Raw genomic sequence first — 16700 nt, forward strand, 5'->3', positions numbered from 1 at the left:
CATAAATTGTTTACAAACGTAATAAGCGCGAATATAATAAAACCTAATCTCATCCTCATTATTCGTGTTTTGGAGGTGCACCGATGTTTTTGACGGAAAGGGAGAAAGAAAAACTGCTCATCACGGTCGCTGCGGATTTGGCACGGCGGCGTCTGGAACGGGGCGTTAAGCTGAATTATCCCGAGAGCGTAGCTTTGATTACGTCCGAGCTGATGGAGGGGGCCCGGAGCGGTATGTCGGTGGCGGCCTTGATGCAGTTCGGAACAACGGTATTAAAGGCGGAACAAGTGATGGAGGGCGTGCCCGACATGATTCATGAAGTGCAGGTGGAGGCGACGTTCCCGGACGGAACGAAGCTGGTGACCGTGCACCAGCCGATCAAATTTTAAAGGCGTAATACGTTCATCGAAACGGAGGGGGAGATTCCAATGATACCTGGCGAATTTCGGGTTCGTGAGGGCAGCCTGGCGATCAATGCCGGGAAAGCGGAAGCTGTGATCACCGTCGTCAATATCGGCGACCGACCGATTCAGGTCGGCTCGCATTATCATTTTTTCGAAATAAACCGGGGGCTTCGCTTCGATCGGGAGAAAGCTTACGGCATGCGGTTGAACATTCCGGCCGGTACCGCCGTCCGTTTTGAACCGGGCGAAGAGAAGGAGATCGTGCTCGTCGAGCTAGGGGGCGAACGACTTTCGTTCGGTTTAAACGGATTGTCCGCCGGCAGCGTGCGCCGCGGAAAGCTGCCGGAACCGGTGCGCATCCGGTTGGCCGAATGGGAGGATGGCATCTAGATGGCGTCGATAGACCGTAAAGCGTATGCGCTCATGTTCGGACCGACTGTGGGGGATGCGATCCGACTCGCGGATACCGACCTGTGGGCGGAGATAGAGAAGGACTTCACTGTATACGGCGAAGAGTGTAAATTCGGCGGCGGCAAAGTGATTCGCGACGGGATGGGGCAATCAAGCCGGCACACCCGGGATCAGGGCGTACTCGATACGCTCATTACGAACGCGGTCGTGATCGATTACACCGGCATTTATAAAGCGGATATCGGCATAAAGGACGGCCTCATCGTCGGGATCGGCAAGGCGGGCAATCCCGACGTCATGGACGGCGTCAATCCGAATATGATTGTCGGCGCATCGACCGAGGTGATTGCGGGCGAAGGGAAAATCATTACCGCCGGCGGGATCGATACGCACATTCATTATATATGTCCGCAGCAGATCGAAACGGCGCTGGCTTCAGGGGTGACGACGATGATCGGCGGCGGCACCGGTCCCGCGGCGGGCACGAACGCGACCACTTGTACGCCGGGCGCTTGGCACATTCATCGGATGCTGGAAGCGGCGGAGGCGTTCCCGATGAATCTCGGCTTTACCGGCAAAGGGAACGCCTCGTTCCCCGAACCGCTGGCCGAACAGGTTGAAGCGGGAGCGATCGGATTGAAGCTTCATGAGGACTGGGGGACGACGCCTGCGGCGATTGACGCTTGCTTAGGCGTTGCCGACCGTTACGATGTACAGGTCGCCATTCATACGGATACGCTGAATGAGTCGGGCTTCGTGGAAGACACGATACGGGCGATCGGCGGCCGGACGATTCATACGTACCATACGGAAGGAGCGGGCGGCGGGCATGCGCCCGACATCATCCGGATCGCGTCGGAGCTGAACGTGCTGCCGTCCTCGACGAATCCGACCCGGCCCTATACCGTGAACACGGTAGAGGAGCACTTGGATATGCTGATGGTTTGCCATCATCTGGATAGCCGCATACCGGAAGACGTGGCCTTCGCCGACTCGCGCATCCGGCCGGAAACGATCGCCGCAGAGGACATTCTGCACGACCTGGGCGTGTTTAGCATGCTCAGCTCGGATTCGCAAGCGATGGGGCGCGTAGGCGAAGTGATCATCCGTACGTGGCAAACGGCGGATAAGATGAAAAAGCAGCGCGGTTACTTGCCTGCGCCGGAAGAGGATGCGGCGGTCACGCAAGCCCACGATAATTTCCGGATCAAGCGGTATGTGGCCAAATATACGATCAACCCGGCCATCACCCACGGCATTTCGCATCTCGTCGGCTCGGTGGAGGTCGGCAAAGTGGCCGATCTCGTCGTTTGGTCGCCGGCCTTCTTCGGGGTGAAGCCCGACCTGGTCGTGAAAAGCGGCTTGATCGCCTACGCCCAGATGGGCGACCCGAACGCCTCCATTCCGACGCCGCAGCCGGTGTTCGGACGGCCGATGTTCGGCGCGTTCGGCATGGCGCTGAAGCACAGCATCACGTTCGTATCGCAAGCCGCTTTCGATGCCGGCGTACACAAGAAGCTCGGGCTTAACAAGCGGGTGGAGCCGGTCAAGGGCTGCCGGACTGTTAAGAAGAAGGATATGATTCATAATGATCAGACGCCTTCGATTGAGGTGGACCCGGAAACGTACGAAGTGAAGGTGGACGGGGCGTCGATCACGTGCGAACCGGCGAGCGTGCTGCCGATGGCGCAGCGTTACTTCTTATTTTAAGGAGGCTGTACAAGGATGAATTCGGGCGGAGGATATTCCTGGCTGGCCTACTCGCAGCTGCTCGATTCAGCGCTGCCGATCGGAGGCTTCTCCCATTCCTTCGGACTCGAAACGCTCGTTCAGGAAGGCCGGGTGATGACTCCGGGCCACCTGCGTGAATTTATTGAAGCGATGCTGTACTGTAGCTGGTCCGCTGTCGACGCGCTTGCCGTCAAGGCGGTTTACGAATGGTCGCCGGCGTCAAGGTGGGACGATTTGTGGAGCTTGGACCGGATGCAGCATATGCAGCGGCCGGCGCTGGAGACGAGGGAAGGCACGGTCAAAATGGGCCGCAGGCTGTTTCAGCTGGCGCGGTCGATGTACCCGGACCTTGAGTGGGAGCCGCTTGCCACCGCAATACGGGACGCCCGATGTCCCGGCACGCATCCGCTGATCCACGGCTGGATCGCGCGGCAGCTTGGCGTACCGCTGACTATGGCGGCGGAGGGGTACTTGTACCAATGCGCCCTCACGGCAGTGAACAGCGGCCTCCGGCTCATGTCGCTCGGCCAAACCGAAGGGCAAAAGCTGCTCGCCTCGCTGATGCCGGCGATCGCCGGGTCATGGAGGCAAGCGTCGATATTAGACCCGTTGGAGGATGGTTACAGCAGCGTGCCACTAATCGAGATTGCCATGATGCGTCATGAAGGTTTATATTCACGATTGTTTATGTCATAAAACATTATCGTAAATAGAATTTAATCCTATCAATAATGAAGGAGGAATGGTGCGAAATGTGTCAAGGAGGAGCTCATCACCACCAACAATGGGAGGCGCCGAATATTGAAGGAGACCGTCCGATGCGAATCGGCATCGGAGGCCCTGTAGGTTCCGGTAAAACGGCGCTTGTCGAAAGACTCGCCCGCAAGCTGAACGACAAATACAGCATTGCGGTCATTACCAACGATATTTATACGAAAGAGGATGCGCGTATTCTGATTCATTCGGGAGCACTGCCTCCGGAGCGTATTATCGGCGTAGAGACGGGCGGCTGCCCGCATACGGCGATCCGCGAAGACGCCTCGATGAACTTCGAAGCGATTGAGGAGCTTGAGCGCCGTTTCCAGGAGCTTGACATCATCTTTATCGAAAGCGGAGGCGATAATCTGGCGGCGGCGTTCAGTCCGGAATTGGTGGATCGCTTCATCTATATTATCGACGTGGCGCAGGGCGAGAAGATTCCGCGCAAGGGCGGTCCCGGCATTATGCGCTCCGACATGCTGATTATCAACAAAATCGACTTGGCTCCGCACGTCGGCGCGTCCCTGCAGGTCATGGAGGAGGATACGATCCGCATGCGCGGCGACAAGCCGTTCGTTTTCTCGAACTTGTTCAACGGTCAGGGACTCGACGATATCGTGGCATGGATCGAACACGAATACAGCCATGTCTAAAGTCAGCGGCACGATTTCCGCGGATATTGTCTGTGCGAACGGAAGCACGCAGCTTCGGCGGCACGCGCAGACGTATCCGTTGAAAATCGCCAAAACGTTCCCGTTCCCGGGCAACCAGCTCGGCATTTATGTTATGGACGCTTCACCGGGCATCATGGCCGGGGATTGCTACGAGCTGGAATGGCGAATCGGGGAAACCGCCGATGTGCTGATCACGAACCAGTCGTATACGAAGGTGCATCCGCCCCGTGACGGTGAGAACGCCGTAAGCGAACAGCGGCAGCGTCTGCACCTCGGCAAGGACGCTTACGTCGAATATATGCCGGAACCGCTCATGTTGTATCGGGACGCGACGCTGATCAGTGACACCGCGGTTGAGATGGAGCGGGGCTCGACCCTGATGCTTAGCGAGCTCACTTGCCCCGGCCGGACGCATCGCGGCGAACGTTTCCATTATGAGAAGCTTCGCAGCCGGTTCACCGTCGCCTATGACGGGGAAATGATTTACCAAGCGAAGCAGCAAATCGTCCCGAAGGAGGGGAGGGTCGGCGTTATTCCGCGATGGCACAGCTTTACGCATCTCGGCATGTTTTATTTGTTCTCGGAGCGGGCGGATGCGGCCGTTGTGGAGGAGCTGCGGCAGCATTTATCGGAATTCGCCGCCAAATTCCCCGAGCTGTATGTCGGCGTCAGTTTGACGTACCGCTACGGCTTGGCCGTCTTCGTCTTAGGTCGGCGCGTGTTCGAGCTGCAGCAGCTGCTGCATGCGGCCTGGCTGTTTGTGCGGCAGCGGCTGTTCGACCGTCAGGCATTTGTCATTCCGAAATGACTTTCTTCTATAAAAATAGATCAGGTCTAGAATGAATCGGGTAATCAGCCATAAGTGAATTTGGCAAGCGCCGCAGCCCGCGGTCGCTTGTTTTTTTTGCGCATTCGACAATATTTTGAACACCGTGCCCGGTTTGTTGTCAAACGACCCTTGGGTTGCTATTATAAAGGGGACATGTAAAAGCGTGGACAAATCGCAACAACGCTTGTTCGATTTTTCACACAAGGAGGTTCACAAATTGAAAGAGCAGGCAAGCCTGGAGCTTCATGTCGAAACGGCCGCAGCGGCAGAATCGACGGCAAGTGCACCGGTAAGTTGGAAAGACTTCTATCAACTGATCAAACCCGGTCTTATTTTCTCCAACTCACTTACAGCCTTGGGTGGATTTTGGGTAGCGTCCGGCTGGCAAATTGATTGGTTGAAGCTGATTTATATGCTGCTAGGAACCGCGCTCGTGATGGCATCGGGCACGGTATTGAATAACTACTTGGACCGCGATCTGGACGCGAAGATGGAGCGTACGAAGAAGCGCGCCTTGGCGAGCGGACGCATTTCCCCGCAGGTGGTGCTCGGGTATGGCATCGTGCTCGGCGTGGCCGGTTTGGCGGTGTTATGGTTTTTGGTCGGCAGTCCGTTATCGACGCTGCTTGGGCTGATCGGATTGTTCCTGTACGTGTGGGTGTATACCGCCTGGTTTAAACGGACTTCCGTATGGAGCACGTTCGTCGGCAGCTTCTCCGGCGCGGTGCCTCCGATCATCGGCTACTGCGCGGTGCAGCAGCAGTTTGACATGGGGGCGCTTATCCTATTCGGTATCTTGTTCCTGTGGCAGCCGCCGCACTTCTGGGCGCTCGGCATCCGCCGCATGGAGGAGTACCGTGCGGCAGGCTTTCCGCTGCTGCCGGTCGTTCAAGGCATTTACCCGACCAAGATGGCCATGATCCGTTACATTGTGCTGCTTGTGCCGGTTTCGCTGCTGCTGTACGTGTTCGACTATGTCGGTGAATTGTACTTTTACGCTGCGGTGCTGATGGGGCTGTACTGGGCATTCCTCAGCTTGAAAGGCTTTAAAGCCAAAGACGATATGCAATGGGCCAAAAAGATGTTTATCTTCTCCGTTAACTACTTGATGTTTTTATTCATCATCATGATGATCAGCACGACGTCGACGACGTTGCTGCCGTAATCATATACTTTCGAACGATCCCACGCCTCGCTTACGGGCTGGGATTGTTTTATGAAGAGAGGGGCTTACAGATGCCGAAAAATTCATTTAAGATTGTCGTGATTGTGCTGCTGCTCGGCTTGATCGGAACGTTCAGTTACATGCTGTTGAAAGGTCCGGAGGAGCAGACGATGGACGTCTTGCGCAAAGCGCCCGACTTCAAACTGCAAAATCTGGACGGCAAAGAGGTCACCTTAGCCGATACGGCGGGGAAAGCGAAGCTTGTATATTTCTTCTTCTCCACGTGTCCAGACGTATGCCCGCCGTCGACGTATACGCTGTCGAAAATTCAGGACATTCTTAAGGAGAAAGGCGTATTCGGCACGAAAACGGCATTACTGTCGATCACTTTCGATCCGACGAAAGATACGCCGGAACGGCTGAAAGAATTCGCCGACCGTTATCATCCGGATTATAACGGCTGGTATTTCCTGCGCGGTGAAGAGAAAGCGACTGTGGAACTGGCCGAGAAGTTCGGCGTTATGGTAGCCAAAGATCCGAAAGCAGATACCTGGACCCACAGCAACTTGTTCCTGCTCGTAGACGGCAAAGGCGATCTGCGAACGTACTATACGGCCGCTGACGAGAACTTGGACGTGGAGAAAGTGGCAGCTGATTTGATTAAAATCAGCAAAGAAAAATAGCTTGCTTCGGAGGCTCGCGCCAGCATGAACGTTTTTACGCATATTTTATTGAATAACGTTATTCCTTTAACGATTATGATTGTGCTGGGGATTTGGTTGTATCGAGCTTTCCGACTGGATATTAAGACATTGTCCAAGCTGAACTTTTATTTATTTTCTCCGGCTATCGTCTTCAAAATGTTATATGAATCGCAACTTTCGTTAGCGCTAATCGGGCAAACGCTGCTGTTTTTCTCTCTATTCTTCGCCGCCATGTACATGCTGATCGAAATCGTCATCCGCGTGCGGAGATATGAAGGCGGCATGGTACCGGCGATGCGGAACAGCGTCATCTTTTACAACAGCGCCAACTATGCGATTCCGCTCAACCAGCTCGTGTTTGTCGGCGATGCGTTCACGCTGTCGGTTCAAATCATTATCATGATGATGCAGAGTCTTATTCCGAACACGTACGGCATTTATTCGGTGAGCAGTGCGACCAATAAGAACGATAGCAAGGCGACGATGCGCACGATCCTGACGATGCCCGTCATCTATGTGATTCCGGTTGCCTTCCTGCTGCGCGGACTGGAGGTGCCGATTCCGGACCCGGTATATACGCCGATCAACTATATCTCGAACGCGTTCATCGCAACCGCCCTGCTCACGCTAGGCGTACAGCTGGGCAGCATGAAATGGAAGCTGAATTTCTCGGACGTCATGCTGTCCAATGTGCTTCGGCTGTGCATCGGTCCGGCGGTCGGATTTGCCATCGTCAAGCTGCTCGGCATCGACGGCGTCATGGCGCAAGCGCTTGTGCTTTCCTGTGCGGTGCCAACTTCGTTAAGCAGTGTGCTGCTTGCGGTAGAGTACGATAATGAACCGGAATTTTCGTCTCAGGTTGTTTTTTCTTCGACGATCTTCAGTATTTTTACCGTCACGCTTGTCATTTATTTAATGAAATTCATCGCATAAACGGACTTAAAACTTCTCAAAGGTCGGGAGCACGGGCGGATATAAGATATATTCCTCGAGCCCGGCCTTTTCTAACTGTTGAATTAAATATTCGTCCGGCGTACCTTCGACGCCTGCGTAGCCGCGGCGGGTATAAATTTGTTCGGCGTCCGGGAACGTATCCCGCAGGATACCTCTTATTTTCTTGCCGGAAGAGTCATTATCGGTGAATATATAGACGTCCCGGGTGCCGACCGATTTCTTTAGCTCTTCCAGGCGGTCGGTATTTAAAGAACCGAAGGTACACACGATCAGAATATCGTCCGTTAGCAGCCGTTTCAGACGGCTCTTGTCGTTTTTTCCTTCGACAATAATGGCAATCGGCATACTCGTTCCTCGCATTCCGTCTTATTTTATGTACGCTTTAGTTGTAGTATATCCCCTATTACTGTCCGATCCAACCTGTTCCTGTACATATTTCCCAGGAAATTGTCGAAGGCCCAGCGGGCGATGAGGCGGCAGGGAAGCGCATGACGACACGGGCCGTTTGGCTTTTATGAAGTTTGTCGATGCACAAATACGTGTTGTTAAACGATGAATAAATAACAGCCCCGGCCGCTTCCGTTATGGAAGCGCCGGGGCTGTTCGTACGTACAAGATCGATTCTTATTCGTTAATGAAGTTCGCCTTCACAAGCAGGCGCTTCAGCATGGCGGCCGACTGCGCACGGGTCGCATCCTGGCGAGCGCCGAGCGTATCGCTCGTCATGCCGTCGATGATCCCGGCGTAAATGGCGACGGCCAGTTCATGCTGCGCCCAGACGATGGTGCCGGAGTCCTTGAACTTCGCGAGCAGCGCCGCTTGTTCGGTCGGCGTTACATCCGGCTTCGCTTTCGCATAGGCCAGAGCGCGGACGACCATGGCGGCCAGTTCTTCGCGGTTAATCGTGGCATTCGGACGGAATGTGCCGTCTTCGTAGCCGTCGATCAGCTTCGCGGCTGCTGCGGTTCCGACGACGCCGGCGAACCAATCGCTTGCGGCCACGTCCTGGAACGATCCGGCGCTGCCGGACGGCTCAAGACCGAGCGCACGGACGACCAAAGCCGCAAATTCGGCGCGGGTGATACTGCGCTCCGGTTGGAAAGACGTATCGGTTACGCCGTCCACGACGAGCTTGTTTGCAAGCAGTTCCACGTAAGGCTGCGCCCAGTGCCCGCTGATGTCGGCGAAGCTCTTGTCGAGCTGAATGACGGCGTACAAGCTGCTGCCGTTACGCTTCAGCGTCGCCTGCTTATCTGTGAATAGCGTAGGAACGAAGCTCAGCTTCCCGGTGGCCGGGTTGTACAGAACTCCGGTCGCCCTGGAGAGATTCTTGCTTCCGCTTAACGGGAGCACACGGCTGAGGTAATGACTGCCGAAATCCGGAGCTGCGGTTTTGCCGTCTTTGCCGACGCCGACGATGTTGAAGTCGACCGGCTGGGCAAGCACCGAGCCGCCCAACTGCTTCGCTGCGGCGTCCACCGCGCTGCTGGTTGCCGTATCGGCCTTGGCAATCGTAATTTTCACCGTCAGCTCGCTGACGGTGACTGCAACCTTCGCGGCCAGGTCGCTTAGCTTCAAGACGTGCAGCGGAATGTTATACGTGCCGTTCGCATTCGTCACCTTCAACAGCTTGTCAGTATCGGAAGCGAAGCTCTCTAACGCTTTGGCCGGAATGGAGACGCTGTCTCCGCTCAAGTTCAGCGTAACGGTGTCGTACTTTTCGAACGAGCTCTTCAAGGTATCGGCATTGACGCTTCCGTCGGCGCCGACTTGAATCGATTCAGAGCCGGTGGAAGGAGAACCGCCTCCGCCTGCGCAGCAGCCACCGCCGCCTCCGGAGTTGCCCGGATCTGTCGTCAAGTATACGGATTGATAGACGGAATCCGCCACGTTAAAGCCGGTTCCTTTCGGTCCGTATACTTGGACGTAATCGAAGGTGCTTACGTTATTGAGGGTAAATCCATAGTTGTACACGCCGTCGTACACGGTGTATGTAGCGGTCGTAACGCCCAAGTAGTTTCCGCTCGGATCATAGAAATAAACGGACGGCGTTACGGAGGAGCTGTACACATCGGAATATACGGTTCCGGTGACCGTGCCGTTCTTATAAGTCAAATCCTTAAAACCAGTACCCGCGTAGGCCAAAACCGGCAATACAAACGATAACATCATCATAAGAACGGTAAAGTGTGCCGTCTTCTGTAGAACAGAAGGCTTCATTCGCAATTCACTCCTTTCTGCTTGATCTGGTAATCGAACGGGGTCTGTGCGATATTCATGATGAGATGGGTCGGACAAAACTAGTCACCTCCTTCGTTTAAGAAATTCCACCAGAAGAGTTCGGCACGAACATCCAATTTATGTCCGTACTGCCAAATCATGTTTCAGCTTCATCGGGTAGTCCTATGGAGATTACCCAAGCTTGTCTGGTCCGAAACACGGTGGTTTCTCCTTAACGGAGGCCATTTACATAAGGTTGCGGGATTTACCATAATTTGTACTTTTGGCCTATCCGTTTGCGACCATCTTCTCATGTGACAAAAAAAGCCGCCCGGAACCGGGCGAAAGACCGGTTCATGGACGGCGAGGCTTGCGGCCGCGGATTAAGATGTGCGGGACGGTGTCAGAATCGCCCGGAACGGAACCATCGATAAGGCGACCATCAGGAACGCGAATGCGATAAAATAAGGAGACATGATGTCGCGTACATGTCCCGAGACGATCGGGCCGATAAAGGCCCCTACCGAATACGATATCGATAAAAACGAGAACGTGCGTCCGTACCGGCTGGCACTTGTGACCCCGGCAAGAAAAGAAGCGATTGCGGGGAAAATAACGCCTTTCGCCATCCCGATCAGGAACAGCGAAACCGACATCGGAAGCGGCCAATGCACCGACATGCCGAAGAAAGTGAACGCGAGCGCCAAGCTCCCGAACGATACGCGCCAGACCGGCGATACCCGGTTTAAGAATAACAAGCTGAGCGTCACTAGCGATCCTAAGCTGACCAAGGAGAAAAATATGCCGGAGGTCATAATCGAGCTGTGCGTCTCTTTCATCAGCGGCAGCTCGAAGAACAGAATGCCCTGGGAGCAGGAGAGAGCCAGCGGGATGCAGAAAAACAGCCATGGAATCGTACCCGATCCGGCGGCGGTCTCAAGCTCTGAAGCGTCATTCGAAGACGCCGTATGGTGCGCGTCCGACGCTTTTGAGGGCTCCGCGAACGCGGCCATCCTGGGAGCCGGGCTTTCTTTGACGAAGATAGAGGCCAGTACGCCCGTGGTGATTAAGCCCCATCCCAAATAAACGAACGACTGTTCGAAGCCGAAGCGGGCCACCAAATAAGCGCCGGCCGCCGGGCTCATGACGGACGCCAGCGTATGCACCATTCCGTTGCCGGACATCAATTTGCCTTGGTGGACGCGGTCCTTGGCGATTTTCGCCAGCATGGATAAACAAGCCGGAGACAGAAAGGCAAGGACGAACCCGCTGAACGAGCGGATAATCAGAAGCTGCCACGGGTCGGTGACCCGGGATTGAATCAAGAGAAGCACTCCTGCTACAATCAGGCTGAAGAGAATAAATTTTTTGCTGCCGAAGCGATCGACGCCGTATCCGGCGATCAAGTTGCCCGGTAGATGCGTAATGGAATAGACGCCGAGAATGAGGCCGATGAACGAAGGGGCGGCGCCCAAGGACACGGCGAACGGCGACAAAATCGGATACTGCGCGTGCAGATCGAAAATCGCGACGAACATAAACAAATAAAGCCATATAGCGGTTTTCATCCTATCACCCCGAGGTTCTCTAATCCCGCAACGGTTACAGCGGGTACTGCCGATGTTCGTTGCCGGCTTATTCATACAAGCTCTTTATACGTTTACGCCGGGCTCGGCCAAGTTAGTACAACAGTTGGAAAACTCCTCAATAATTGAACGGGTTAACGATTAGCCCGATTAACGGTTTGCAACCCTAACAGAAAGGGGCGACGGCCAAATGGAAGGTTTCATGTGGGTGCTGCTGATCGCCGTGCTGGTCGTTTCGGCGCTTCGGTTGAAAAGAACGCGCAAGGGCACCGGGCACAAGGATCGTTCTGACGAGATCCGGCGAAAGCTCGCCGAGCTGCGAAAAAAAAGAGATGAAGAGTAGAGACCAGCTGTTGTATGATGGGGAAAGCGGCTAGTTTAGCCGCACATGGGATTGAAGGAGGGGGAGAGCGGATGGACTTTATCATGAATTTTTTACAGGACCGGTGGTACGTCATCGTGGGTGCGCTCGTCGTCCTGTTCATCGTCGTCAACCTGGTGAAGACGGTGATGAAATGGATTCTCGTGCTGGCTGTGTTAGCGGGGCTGTTCTACTACGGGGCGAATTATAAAGATCAACTGCTTGAATTCGGCACGACGGTGGGGGCGCAAGCGGCAGCGGAAGTGAAGGCCCAGTTGGCCCGAACGTTCAGCGAAGAAATCAAAGAGGCCAAGTACGCGGCGAATCCCGACGGATCGTTCACGGTTACGACGAAAAGCATCAAGCTCGAAGGCAAAGCCGGCGAGGGCGATGTGAAGGTGACGTTTATGAACCAGACCTTCACGGTCAAAATGGATGATGTTATCAAAGGCTTGATTGACCAAGCGAAAAAGAACGCGGGTTTGTAATGGAGGGAGCCGCGCTTGACATCAACCGGGCCGGGTAGGAAGGAGGAGGAGGTATGGGCGATACGGACTTGCTAAGGACGGCGATGTCGCTCAACGCCGTCACGCTGCTTATTGCTGCAGTATTTTTCTTTTCCGTCATACAAGGATTGTTTCGCGGCGCTTCCTCTTCGGCCAAGCATTTGGCGCTGATGGTGACGGAGGGCGCCGTTACACTTGTCAGCTTGTTCCTCGCGTGGATGCTGACGAACGGGATGTCGCCGAAAGTACAGGCTTGGCTCGTCGGCTTGAATATTACCATTCCGTCCGAGGAGCTCGGTTTTTGGGAGCAGTTCTATTATACCGTCGTGACGGGGCTGCGGGATTTCTCGCTGCTGCGGAACAGTGTGCTCTTCGTGGTCGGCTACGGTCTGATCAAACAGCTCGTCTACCGGCTGATCGATCCCGTTGTGGACGGTTGGCTGTCCGCTCGCGGCGACCGTTTGCCGCGATCCGGGGAAAGCGGAGGCGCGCCGACGGTATTCAGCAGCCTGCTGGGCGGCGGTATCGGCGGGGTGACGGGGCTCGGCCGGGGCCTTGTCCTGGTTGCCGCTCTGTTCATTTTCACGACGCTGTTTCCGCAAACGCCTGTGGCGGGTTACATTCAAGCGTCCTCGTTATACCAGAAAGGCGCCAAGGAAGTCATTCAGCCGGTAACCGGCGATTTTCTGGCCAATCAGCTGCCTGTTTTTACCCGTGCGGTAGAGCAGGAGTTCAGCAACATTTTACAGCGCAAATACGAGGTGCTCGACGCCCGGATCGCGCCGGATATCGCGCAGGCGGCCCGGCAGGTGACAGCCAAGGCGAAAACCGACGAGGAGAAGGCGAAGCTGCTCTACCGCTGGGTCGGCACGCGGGTCTCGTACGACTGGGACAAAGTCAAGCTTTACGAGGAACAGCGCATCTGGAAGGAGCAGACGCCCGAGGATACATTCAGTACGAGAAAAGGCGTCTGCATCGACTTCTCCAGGCTGTATGCCGTCATGGCCCGTTCCGTCGGGCTCGATGTGAAGGTTGTGACCGGACTTGGCTACGACGGCCGGGGCGGTTACGGACCGCATGCCTGGAACGAGGTATACTTGTCCGAGAAGAAAGCTTGGGTGCCACTCGATTCCACATGGGTCGCCAGCGGCGGCAATTGGTTCAATCCGCCGAACTTCAACGATACGCATATTAAGGAGGCGTAACGTCTCCGTTTCCTGGCCGAAGGATCGCGAACAGCGGTCTTCCGGCTTTTTTATGGTTTTTTTGGCCGGCGATCCATGGCAAGAAGCTTTTCTTCTCCGGTTCGGTTTGTGGTAAACTGGTAACAACGATCGATTGAAAAAAGGTGGTAAAGACGTGCTGAACAAACCGTTAACGGCCTATAAAGCCGTATTTTTTGATGTAGGCGATACGCTGCTGACAATACCGGCGGCGAGCGCGATCCTGCACCGGCACTTGGCTTCCCGTTCGCTGCATCGCGGGGAAGAGCAAGTCGGTGAACTTTTTACCGAGGCGTTTCGTCTATTGTATTATGGAAAGCCTTCGGACGCGTTCGAAGCTTGTTCGCCCGAATCCGACCGTTTGTTCTGGATGAAGGTGTACCACTATATTTTGCAGAAGCTCGGCGTGGAGGAAGAGAAATGGACGGAGGAGCAAATCCATGCCTGCTGTCATGAACTGTATGACCTGTTTACGTCGCCGGAACATTATGCGCTGTTCGAGGACGTCATCGAGACGATGGCGGAGCTGCAGCGAAGAGGGCTGCGCCTCGGCATCATTTCGAATTTTGCCCCGACGCTGAAGTCAATTTTGGCGGATAAAGGGATTTTGGATTTCTTCGAGCCGGTCATCGTCTCGACGGAAGTCGGGCTGGAGAAGCCGGACCCGGCGATTTTCCGGCTCGCGTTGGAGCGTGCGGGGCTTGAAGCCGCAGATGTGCTGTATGTCGGCGACCATGACCGGAACGATATTTGGGCGCCGGCGCAAGCGGGCATCGATGCGGTGAAGATCAAGCGTTACGACTACCATACGGGCGAAGGCATTCATTCGCTGCGACAATTGCTTGTGTCTTAACGAAAGGAGCAGCTTTACCTCATGAAAAAACCGATCGGCATGGAAGACCCGACGAAGCAGGAGGCCAGCAAGCGCCGGAATTTTACGCTTCGGATCAATGTGTTCTTTTTCTTTACGTTTTTCTTGTTCTCTGTCCTGATCGTGCGGCTGGCGATGCTCCAATTCGTCGAAGGCAAGGAACTGCTGGCAGAGAAGAACGATATCAACAATGCGAACACGCCGATTCCGCCGATCCGCGGCAATATTTTCGACCGGCAAAGCGCGCCGCTCGCCTCGACGACGTCGTCGCAATCGCTCTATTTCCGCGTCGAGCAGAAGCAGCCGAAGGAGGAAGTCGTCGCGCTGGCTAAGCGGCTGGCCGACATCTTTGCCACGCACGGCCGCCCGACCGCTGCCCCCTTATCGGCCGCCGACATCATCAAGGAGATGGACGTCGGTTACGACCTGGAGATGAAGGAGACGGAGACGAAGCCGAGCTACTTCTCGGTGCCGCGGCGGATCAAGGCGGATTTGACGCAGGCCGAGATGGCCTTCATCCTGGAGCACCGCGACGAGCTGAAATGGCTGGAAATCACCGAGGAGAGCATCCGCAGCTATGACCCGGTCAAGCCGGTGGCGGTGCAGCTGGTTGGCTATATGCGTCCGTTCTCCCAGGCGCGGGAGCCGAAGTACGGGATCGAATTCTATAAAGACAAAACCAATACCAAGGGTTACATGGATACCGAATATGTCGGCTATGACGGGATTGAGCTGATGTATCAGGAAGAGCTGCGCGGCAAGAACGGCGTCAAGTCGTACCCGGTCAACGCCGCCCACAAAATCATCGGTCAAGTCGAAATTACGAAGCCGCAGAAGGGCAACAATCTGTATTTGACGATCGATAAAAATGTGCAGAGCATCACGGAAACGGCCATCATGGATCACCTTGCTTATTTAAAAAGCCCGGCGGTTCGCAACGATCCGTATATCGGCAGAGGCAAGAACGCGGTGGCCGGGTATGCCGTCGCCATCGAGGTGGAAACCGGGAAGGTCGTTACGATGGCCAGCATGCCGGACTATAACCCGGGCGTATGGGCGGGCGGAATTCCGAAATCGGAGTACGACCGGATCCAGTCGTTCATCAATAACGGCACGATTACGACCGCTTACCCGGATTATCCGGCCGAGGAGATCAAGTATCATCCAACCTCCATCGTGTATATGGGTTCCGTCGTGAAGCCGCTCTCGGTGTTGATCGGATTGAAGGAAGGCTTGTTCGGGGTCAACACGATCTATCAAGACACAGGGACGTTCTATTACGGGAAAGACAACAACGCGAAGCTGTCCAACTCCGACACCCGGGCTTGGGGACCGATTAATGCGACGAAAGCGATCCAGTACTCGTCCAATACGTTCATGTCGGCGATGATCGGCAACGAGCTGTACGGCCGGAAACGGGAGAAGGCGGTCGATATTTGGGATTCGTATTTGGCGAAGTTCGGACTCGGCGTATTGACCGGAAGCGGTCTGCCGAAGGAATCGCCGGGGATCAGCGAATACAAAACGAATACGAAAGAGTCGATCCAGCAGCGCATGGTGTTCGCTTCCTGGGGCCAGAACGAGAAGTACACGACGCTCCAGCTTGCGCAGTATGCGACGACATTGGCGACAAGGGGCGAAAGACTGAAGCCGCTGCTCGTCGATCGGATCGAGACTTACGACGGAGAACCGTTACAGCAGTTTAACGAGAAAGTGGTGCTCGACAAGACGGATTTCTCGAAGGAATATTGGGATGCTGTATTTAAAGGAATGAAAGAAGTGAAAGTGAACGGCTTCGACGACTTCCCGTACACCCTCGCCCGCAAAACGGGAACGTCGACGCAGAAGGTCGCCGGCAACAAAGACGTCGACAACGCGGTGTTTATCGCGTTCGCGCCATTGGAGAAGCCGAAGCTCGCCGTTGCGGTCGTCGTGCCGGAAGGCGGGTACGGCGCTTACGGCGCCGCTCCGATCGCGCGCAAAATTTTCGATGCGTACGATTACTATTACGGGCTCGACGGCGTTCCGAAGAAGTCGGCAGGCACGAACGGCGCCGCAGGCGCAGTGACGCCGACTCCGGCGCCATAGTTACATTTACCCATAGCGGAACTATGAAGCGTTATTCCCTCTTTTTAGCCGCCCAGTCGCGGTTGGAGTGGAAATAGCGAACCGTAGTTCCGCTATTTTTGTTGAGCCAGCGCCGACAGGACCGACAGGACCGACAGACGAAATAGTAAATTAAAGTTCCGCTATTTACATAATTACAGGGGTTGGTCTGCGGGTATGCGGCAGGCTGGGTGAT

At 55.2% G+C, this 16700-nt stretch carries 17 protein-coding genes; 14 read left to right on the top strand and 3 right to left on the bottom strand.

Translation table 11 applies throughout. The features are described from left to right. The first annotated feature begins 83 nt into the window (after positions 1-83). The 9 genes from ACZ439_RS18490 to ACZ439_RS18530 all read left to right on the top strand — a co-directional run bounded on the left by ACZ439_RS18490 (position 84) and on the right by ACZ439_RS18530 (position 7610). Positions 84-389 carry an urease subunit gamma gene (locus ACZ439_RS18490; RefSeq protein WP_127604950.1) on the top strand — a complete coding sequence of 102 codons (306 nt, stop codon included), beginning with the start codon at positions 84-86 and terminating at the stop codon, positions 387-389. A gap of 39 nt (positions 390-428) precedes the next feature. Beyond that, positions 429-794, top strand: a complete 366-nt coding sequence (locus tag ACZ439_RS18495) for an urease subunit beta (RefSeq protein ID WP_141335411.1) — start codon at positions 429-431, stop codon at positions 792-794. Then, positions 795-2525, top strand: a complete 1731-nt coding sequence (gene ureC / locus ACZ439_RS18500) for an urease subunit alpha (RefSeq protein ID WP_464620024.1) — start codon at positions 795-797, stop codon at positions 2523-2525. Between the two features lie 15 nt (positions 2526-2540). Then, a complete protein-coding gene (locus ACZ439_RS18505; protein WP_127604945.1) occupies positions 2541-3242 on the top strand; it encodes an urease accessory protein UreF in 702 nt (233 codons plus the stop codon). A 56-nt stretch (positions 3243-3298) separates the two neighbouring features. Further along, positions 3299-3958: an urease accessory protein UreG gene (ureG, locus tag ACZ439_RS18510; RefSeq protein ID WP_054796353.1), complete on the top strand. Its 660-nt coding sequence runs from the start codon at positions 3299-3301 to the stop codon at positions 3956-3958. Beyond that, positions 3951-4787, top strand: coding sequence for an urease accessory protein UreD (locus tag ACZ439_RS18515; protein WP_054796354.1), 837 nt, complete (start codon positions 3951-3953; stop codon positions 4785-4787). The genes ureG and ACZ439_RS18515 overlap by 8 nt, the downstream gene beginning before the upstream one ends. A 238-nt stretch (positions 4788-5025) precedes the next feature. After that, on the top strand, positions 5026-5973 hold the full coding sequence (cyoE, locus tag ACZ439_RS18520) for a heme o synthase (RefSeq protein WP_054799845.1): 948 nt from the start codon (positions 5026-5028) through the stop codon (positions 5971-5973). Between the two features lie 71 nt (positions 5974-6044). Continuing rightward, positions 6045-6656, top strand: a complete 612-nt coding sequence (locus tag ACZ439_RS18525) for an SCO family protein (RefSeq protein ID WP_054796355.1) — start codon at positions 6045-6047, stop codon at positions 6654-6656. Between the two features lie 24 nt (positions 6657-6680). Then, complete coding sequence (locus ACZ439_RS18530) at positions 6681-7610, top strand: AEC family transporter (protein WP_127604939.1); 930 nt, start codon at positions 6681-6683, stop codon at positions 7608-7610. A 6-nt stretch (positions 7611-7616) separates the two neighbouring features. On the opposite strand, the gene ACZ439_RS18535 is transcribed toward ACZ439_RS18530, so the two are convergent. The 3 genes from ACZ439_RS18535 to ACZ439_RS18545 form a co-directional block, all read right to left on the bottom strand. After that, on the bottom strand, positions 7617-7976 hold the full coding sequence (locus ACZ439_RS18535) for a toprim domain-containing protein (RefSeq protein ID WP_127604937.1): 360 nt from the start codon (positions 7974-7976) through the stop codon (positions 7617-7619). Positions 7977-8255: 279 nt separating this feature from the next. Continuing rightward, positions 8256-9851, bottom strand: coding sequence for an S-layer homology domain-containing protein (locus ACZ439_RS18540; RefSeq protein ID WP_141335415.1), 1596 nt, complete (start codon positions 9849-9851; stop codon positions 8256-8258). Between the two features lie 383 nt (positions 9852-10234). After that, complete coding sequence (locus ACZ439_RS18545; RefSeq protein WP_141335417.1) at positions 10235-11419, bottom strand: MFS transporter; 1185 nt, start codon at positions 11417-11419, stop codon at positions 10235-10237. 208 nt (positions 11420-11627) lie between these two features. Here ACZ439_RS18545 and ACZ439_RS18550 point away from each other — a divergent pair, with 208 nt between their 5' ends. The 5 genes from ACZ439_RS18550 (at position 11628) to ACZ439_RS18570 (ending at position 16486) form a co-directional block, all read left to right on the top strand. After that, the gene (locus ACZ439_RS18550; protein WP_155614613.1) at positions 11628-11780 is read left to right on the top strand and encodes a hypothetical protein; all 153 of its coding nucleotides are present in this window, start codon (positions 11628-11630) and stop codon (positions 11778-11780) included. A 71-nt stretch (positions 11781-11851) separates the two neighbouring features. Further along, complete coding sequence (locus tag ACZ439_RS18555; RefSeq protein ID WP_230876080.1) at positions 11852-12286, top strand: hypothetical protein; 435 nt, start codon at positions 11852-11854, stop codon at positions 12284-12286. Between the two features lie 53 nt (positions 12287-12339). Then, positions 12340-13509: a transglutaminase domain-containing protein gene (locus ACZ439_RS18560; protein WP_464620025.1), complete on the top strand. Its 1170-nt coding sequence runs from the start codon at positions 12340-12342 to the stop codon at positions 13507-13509. Positions 13510-13663: 154 nt separating this feature from the next. Then, entirely contained in the window at positions 13664-14380 is a 717-nt protein-coding gene (locus ACZ439_RS18565) for an HAD-IA family hydrolase (RefSeq protein ID WP_127604929.1), read from the top strand. Between the two features lie 21 nt (positions 14381-14401). Continuing rightward, positions 14402-16486, top strand: a complete 2085-nt coding sequence (locus tag ACZ439_RS18570; RefSeq protein WP_127604927.1) for a peptidoglycan D,D-transpeptidase FtsI family protein — start codon at positions 14402-14404, stop codon at positions 16484-16486. The last annotated feature ends 214 nt before the right edge of the window (positions 16487-16700 follow it).

It is taken from the genome of Paenibacillus sp. JCM 9796 (assembly GCF_055379675.1).

Bases quoted from the DNA above. Each gene is read 5' to 3' on its own strand.
- ACZ439_RS18490 (WP_127604950.1), top strand. From the start codon at position 84: ATGTTTTTGACGGAAAGGGAGAAAGAAAAACTGCTCATCACGGTCGCT.
- ACZ439_RS18495 (WP_141335411.1), top strand. From the start codon at position 429: ATGATACCTGGCGAATTTCGGGTTCGTGAGGGCAGCCTGGCGATCAAT.
- ureC (WP_464620024.1), top strand. From the start codon at position 795: ATGGCGTCGATAGACCGTAAAGCGTATGCGCTCATGTTCGGACCGACT.
- ACZ439_RS18505 (WP_127604945.1), top strand. From the start codon at position 2,541: ATGAATTCGGGCGGAGGATATTCCTGGCTGGCCTACTCGCAGCTGCTC.
- ureG (WP_054796353.1), top strand. From the start codon at position 3,299: ATGTGTCAAGGAGGAGCTCATCACCACCAACAATGGGAGGCGCCGAAT.
- ACZ439_RS18515 (WP_054796354.1), top strand. From the start codon at position 3,951: ATGTCTAAAGTCAGCGGCACGATTTCCGCGGATATTGTCTGTGCGAAC.
- ACZ439_RS18525 (WP_054796355.1), top strand. From the start codon at position 6,045: ATGCCGAAAAATTCATTTAAGATTGTCGTGATTGTGCTGCTGCTCGGC.
- ACZ439_RS18530 (WP_127604939.1), top strand. From the start codon at position 6,681: ATGAACGTTTTTACGCATATTTTATTGAATAACGTTATTCCTTTAACG.
- ACZ439_RS18535 (WP_127604937.1), bottom strand. From the start codon at position 7,976: ATGCCGATTGCCATTATTGTCGAAGGAAAAAACGACAAGAGCCGTCTG.
- ACZ439_RS18540 (WP_141335415.1), bottom strand. From the start codon at position 9,851: ATGAAGCCTTCTGTTCTACAGAAGACGGCACACTTTACCGTTCTTATG.
- ACZ439_RS18545 (WP_141335417.1), bottom strand. From the start codon at position 11,419: ATGAAAACCGCTATATGGCTTTATTTGTTTATGTTCGTCGCGATTTTC.
- ACZ439_RS18550 (WP_155614613.1), top strand. From the start codon at position 11,628: ATGGAAGGTTTCATGTGGGTGCTGCTGATCGCCGTGCTGGTCGTTTCG.
- ACZ439_RS18555 (WP_230876080.1), top strand. From the start codon at position 11,852: ATGGACTTTATCATGAATTTTTTACAGGACCGGTGGTACGTCATCGTG.
- ACZ439_RS18560 (WP_464620025.1), top strand. From the start codon at position 12,340: ATGGGCGATACGGACTTGCTAAGGACGGCGATGTCGCTCAACGCCGTC.
- ACZ439_RS18570 (WP_127604927.1), top strand. From the start codon at position 14,402: ATGAAAAAACCGATCGGCATGGAAGACCCGACGAAGCAGGAGGCCAGC.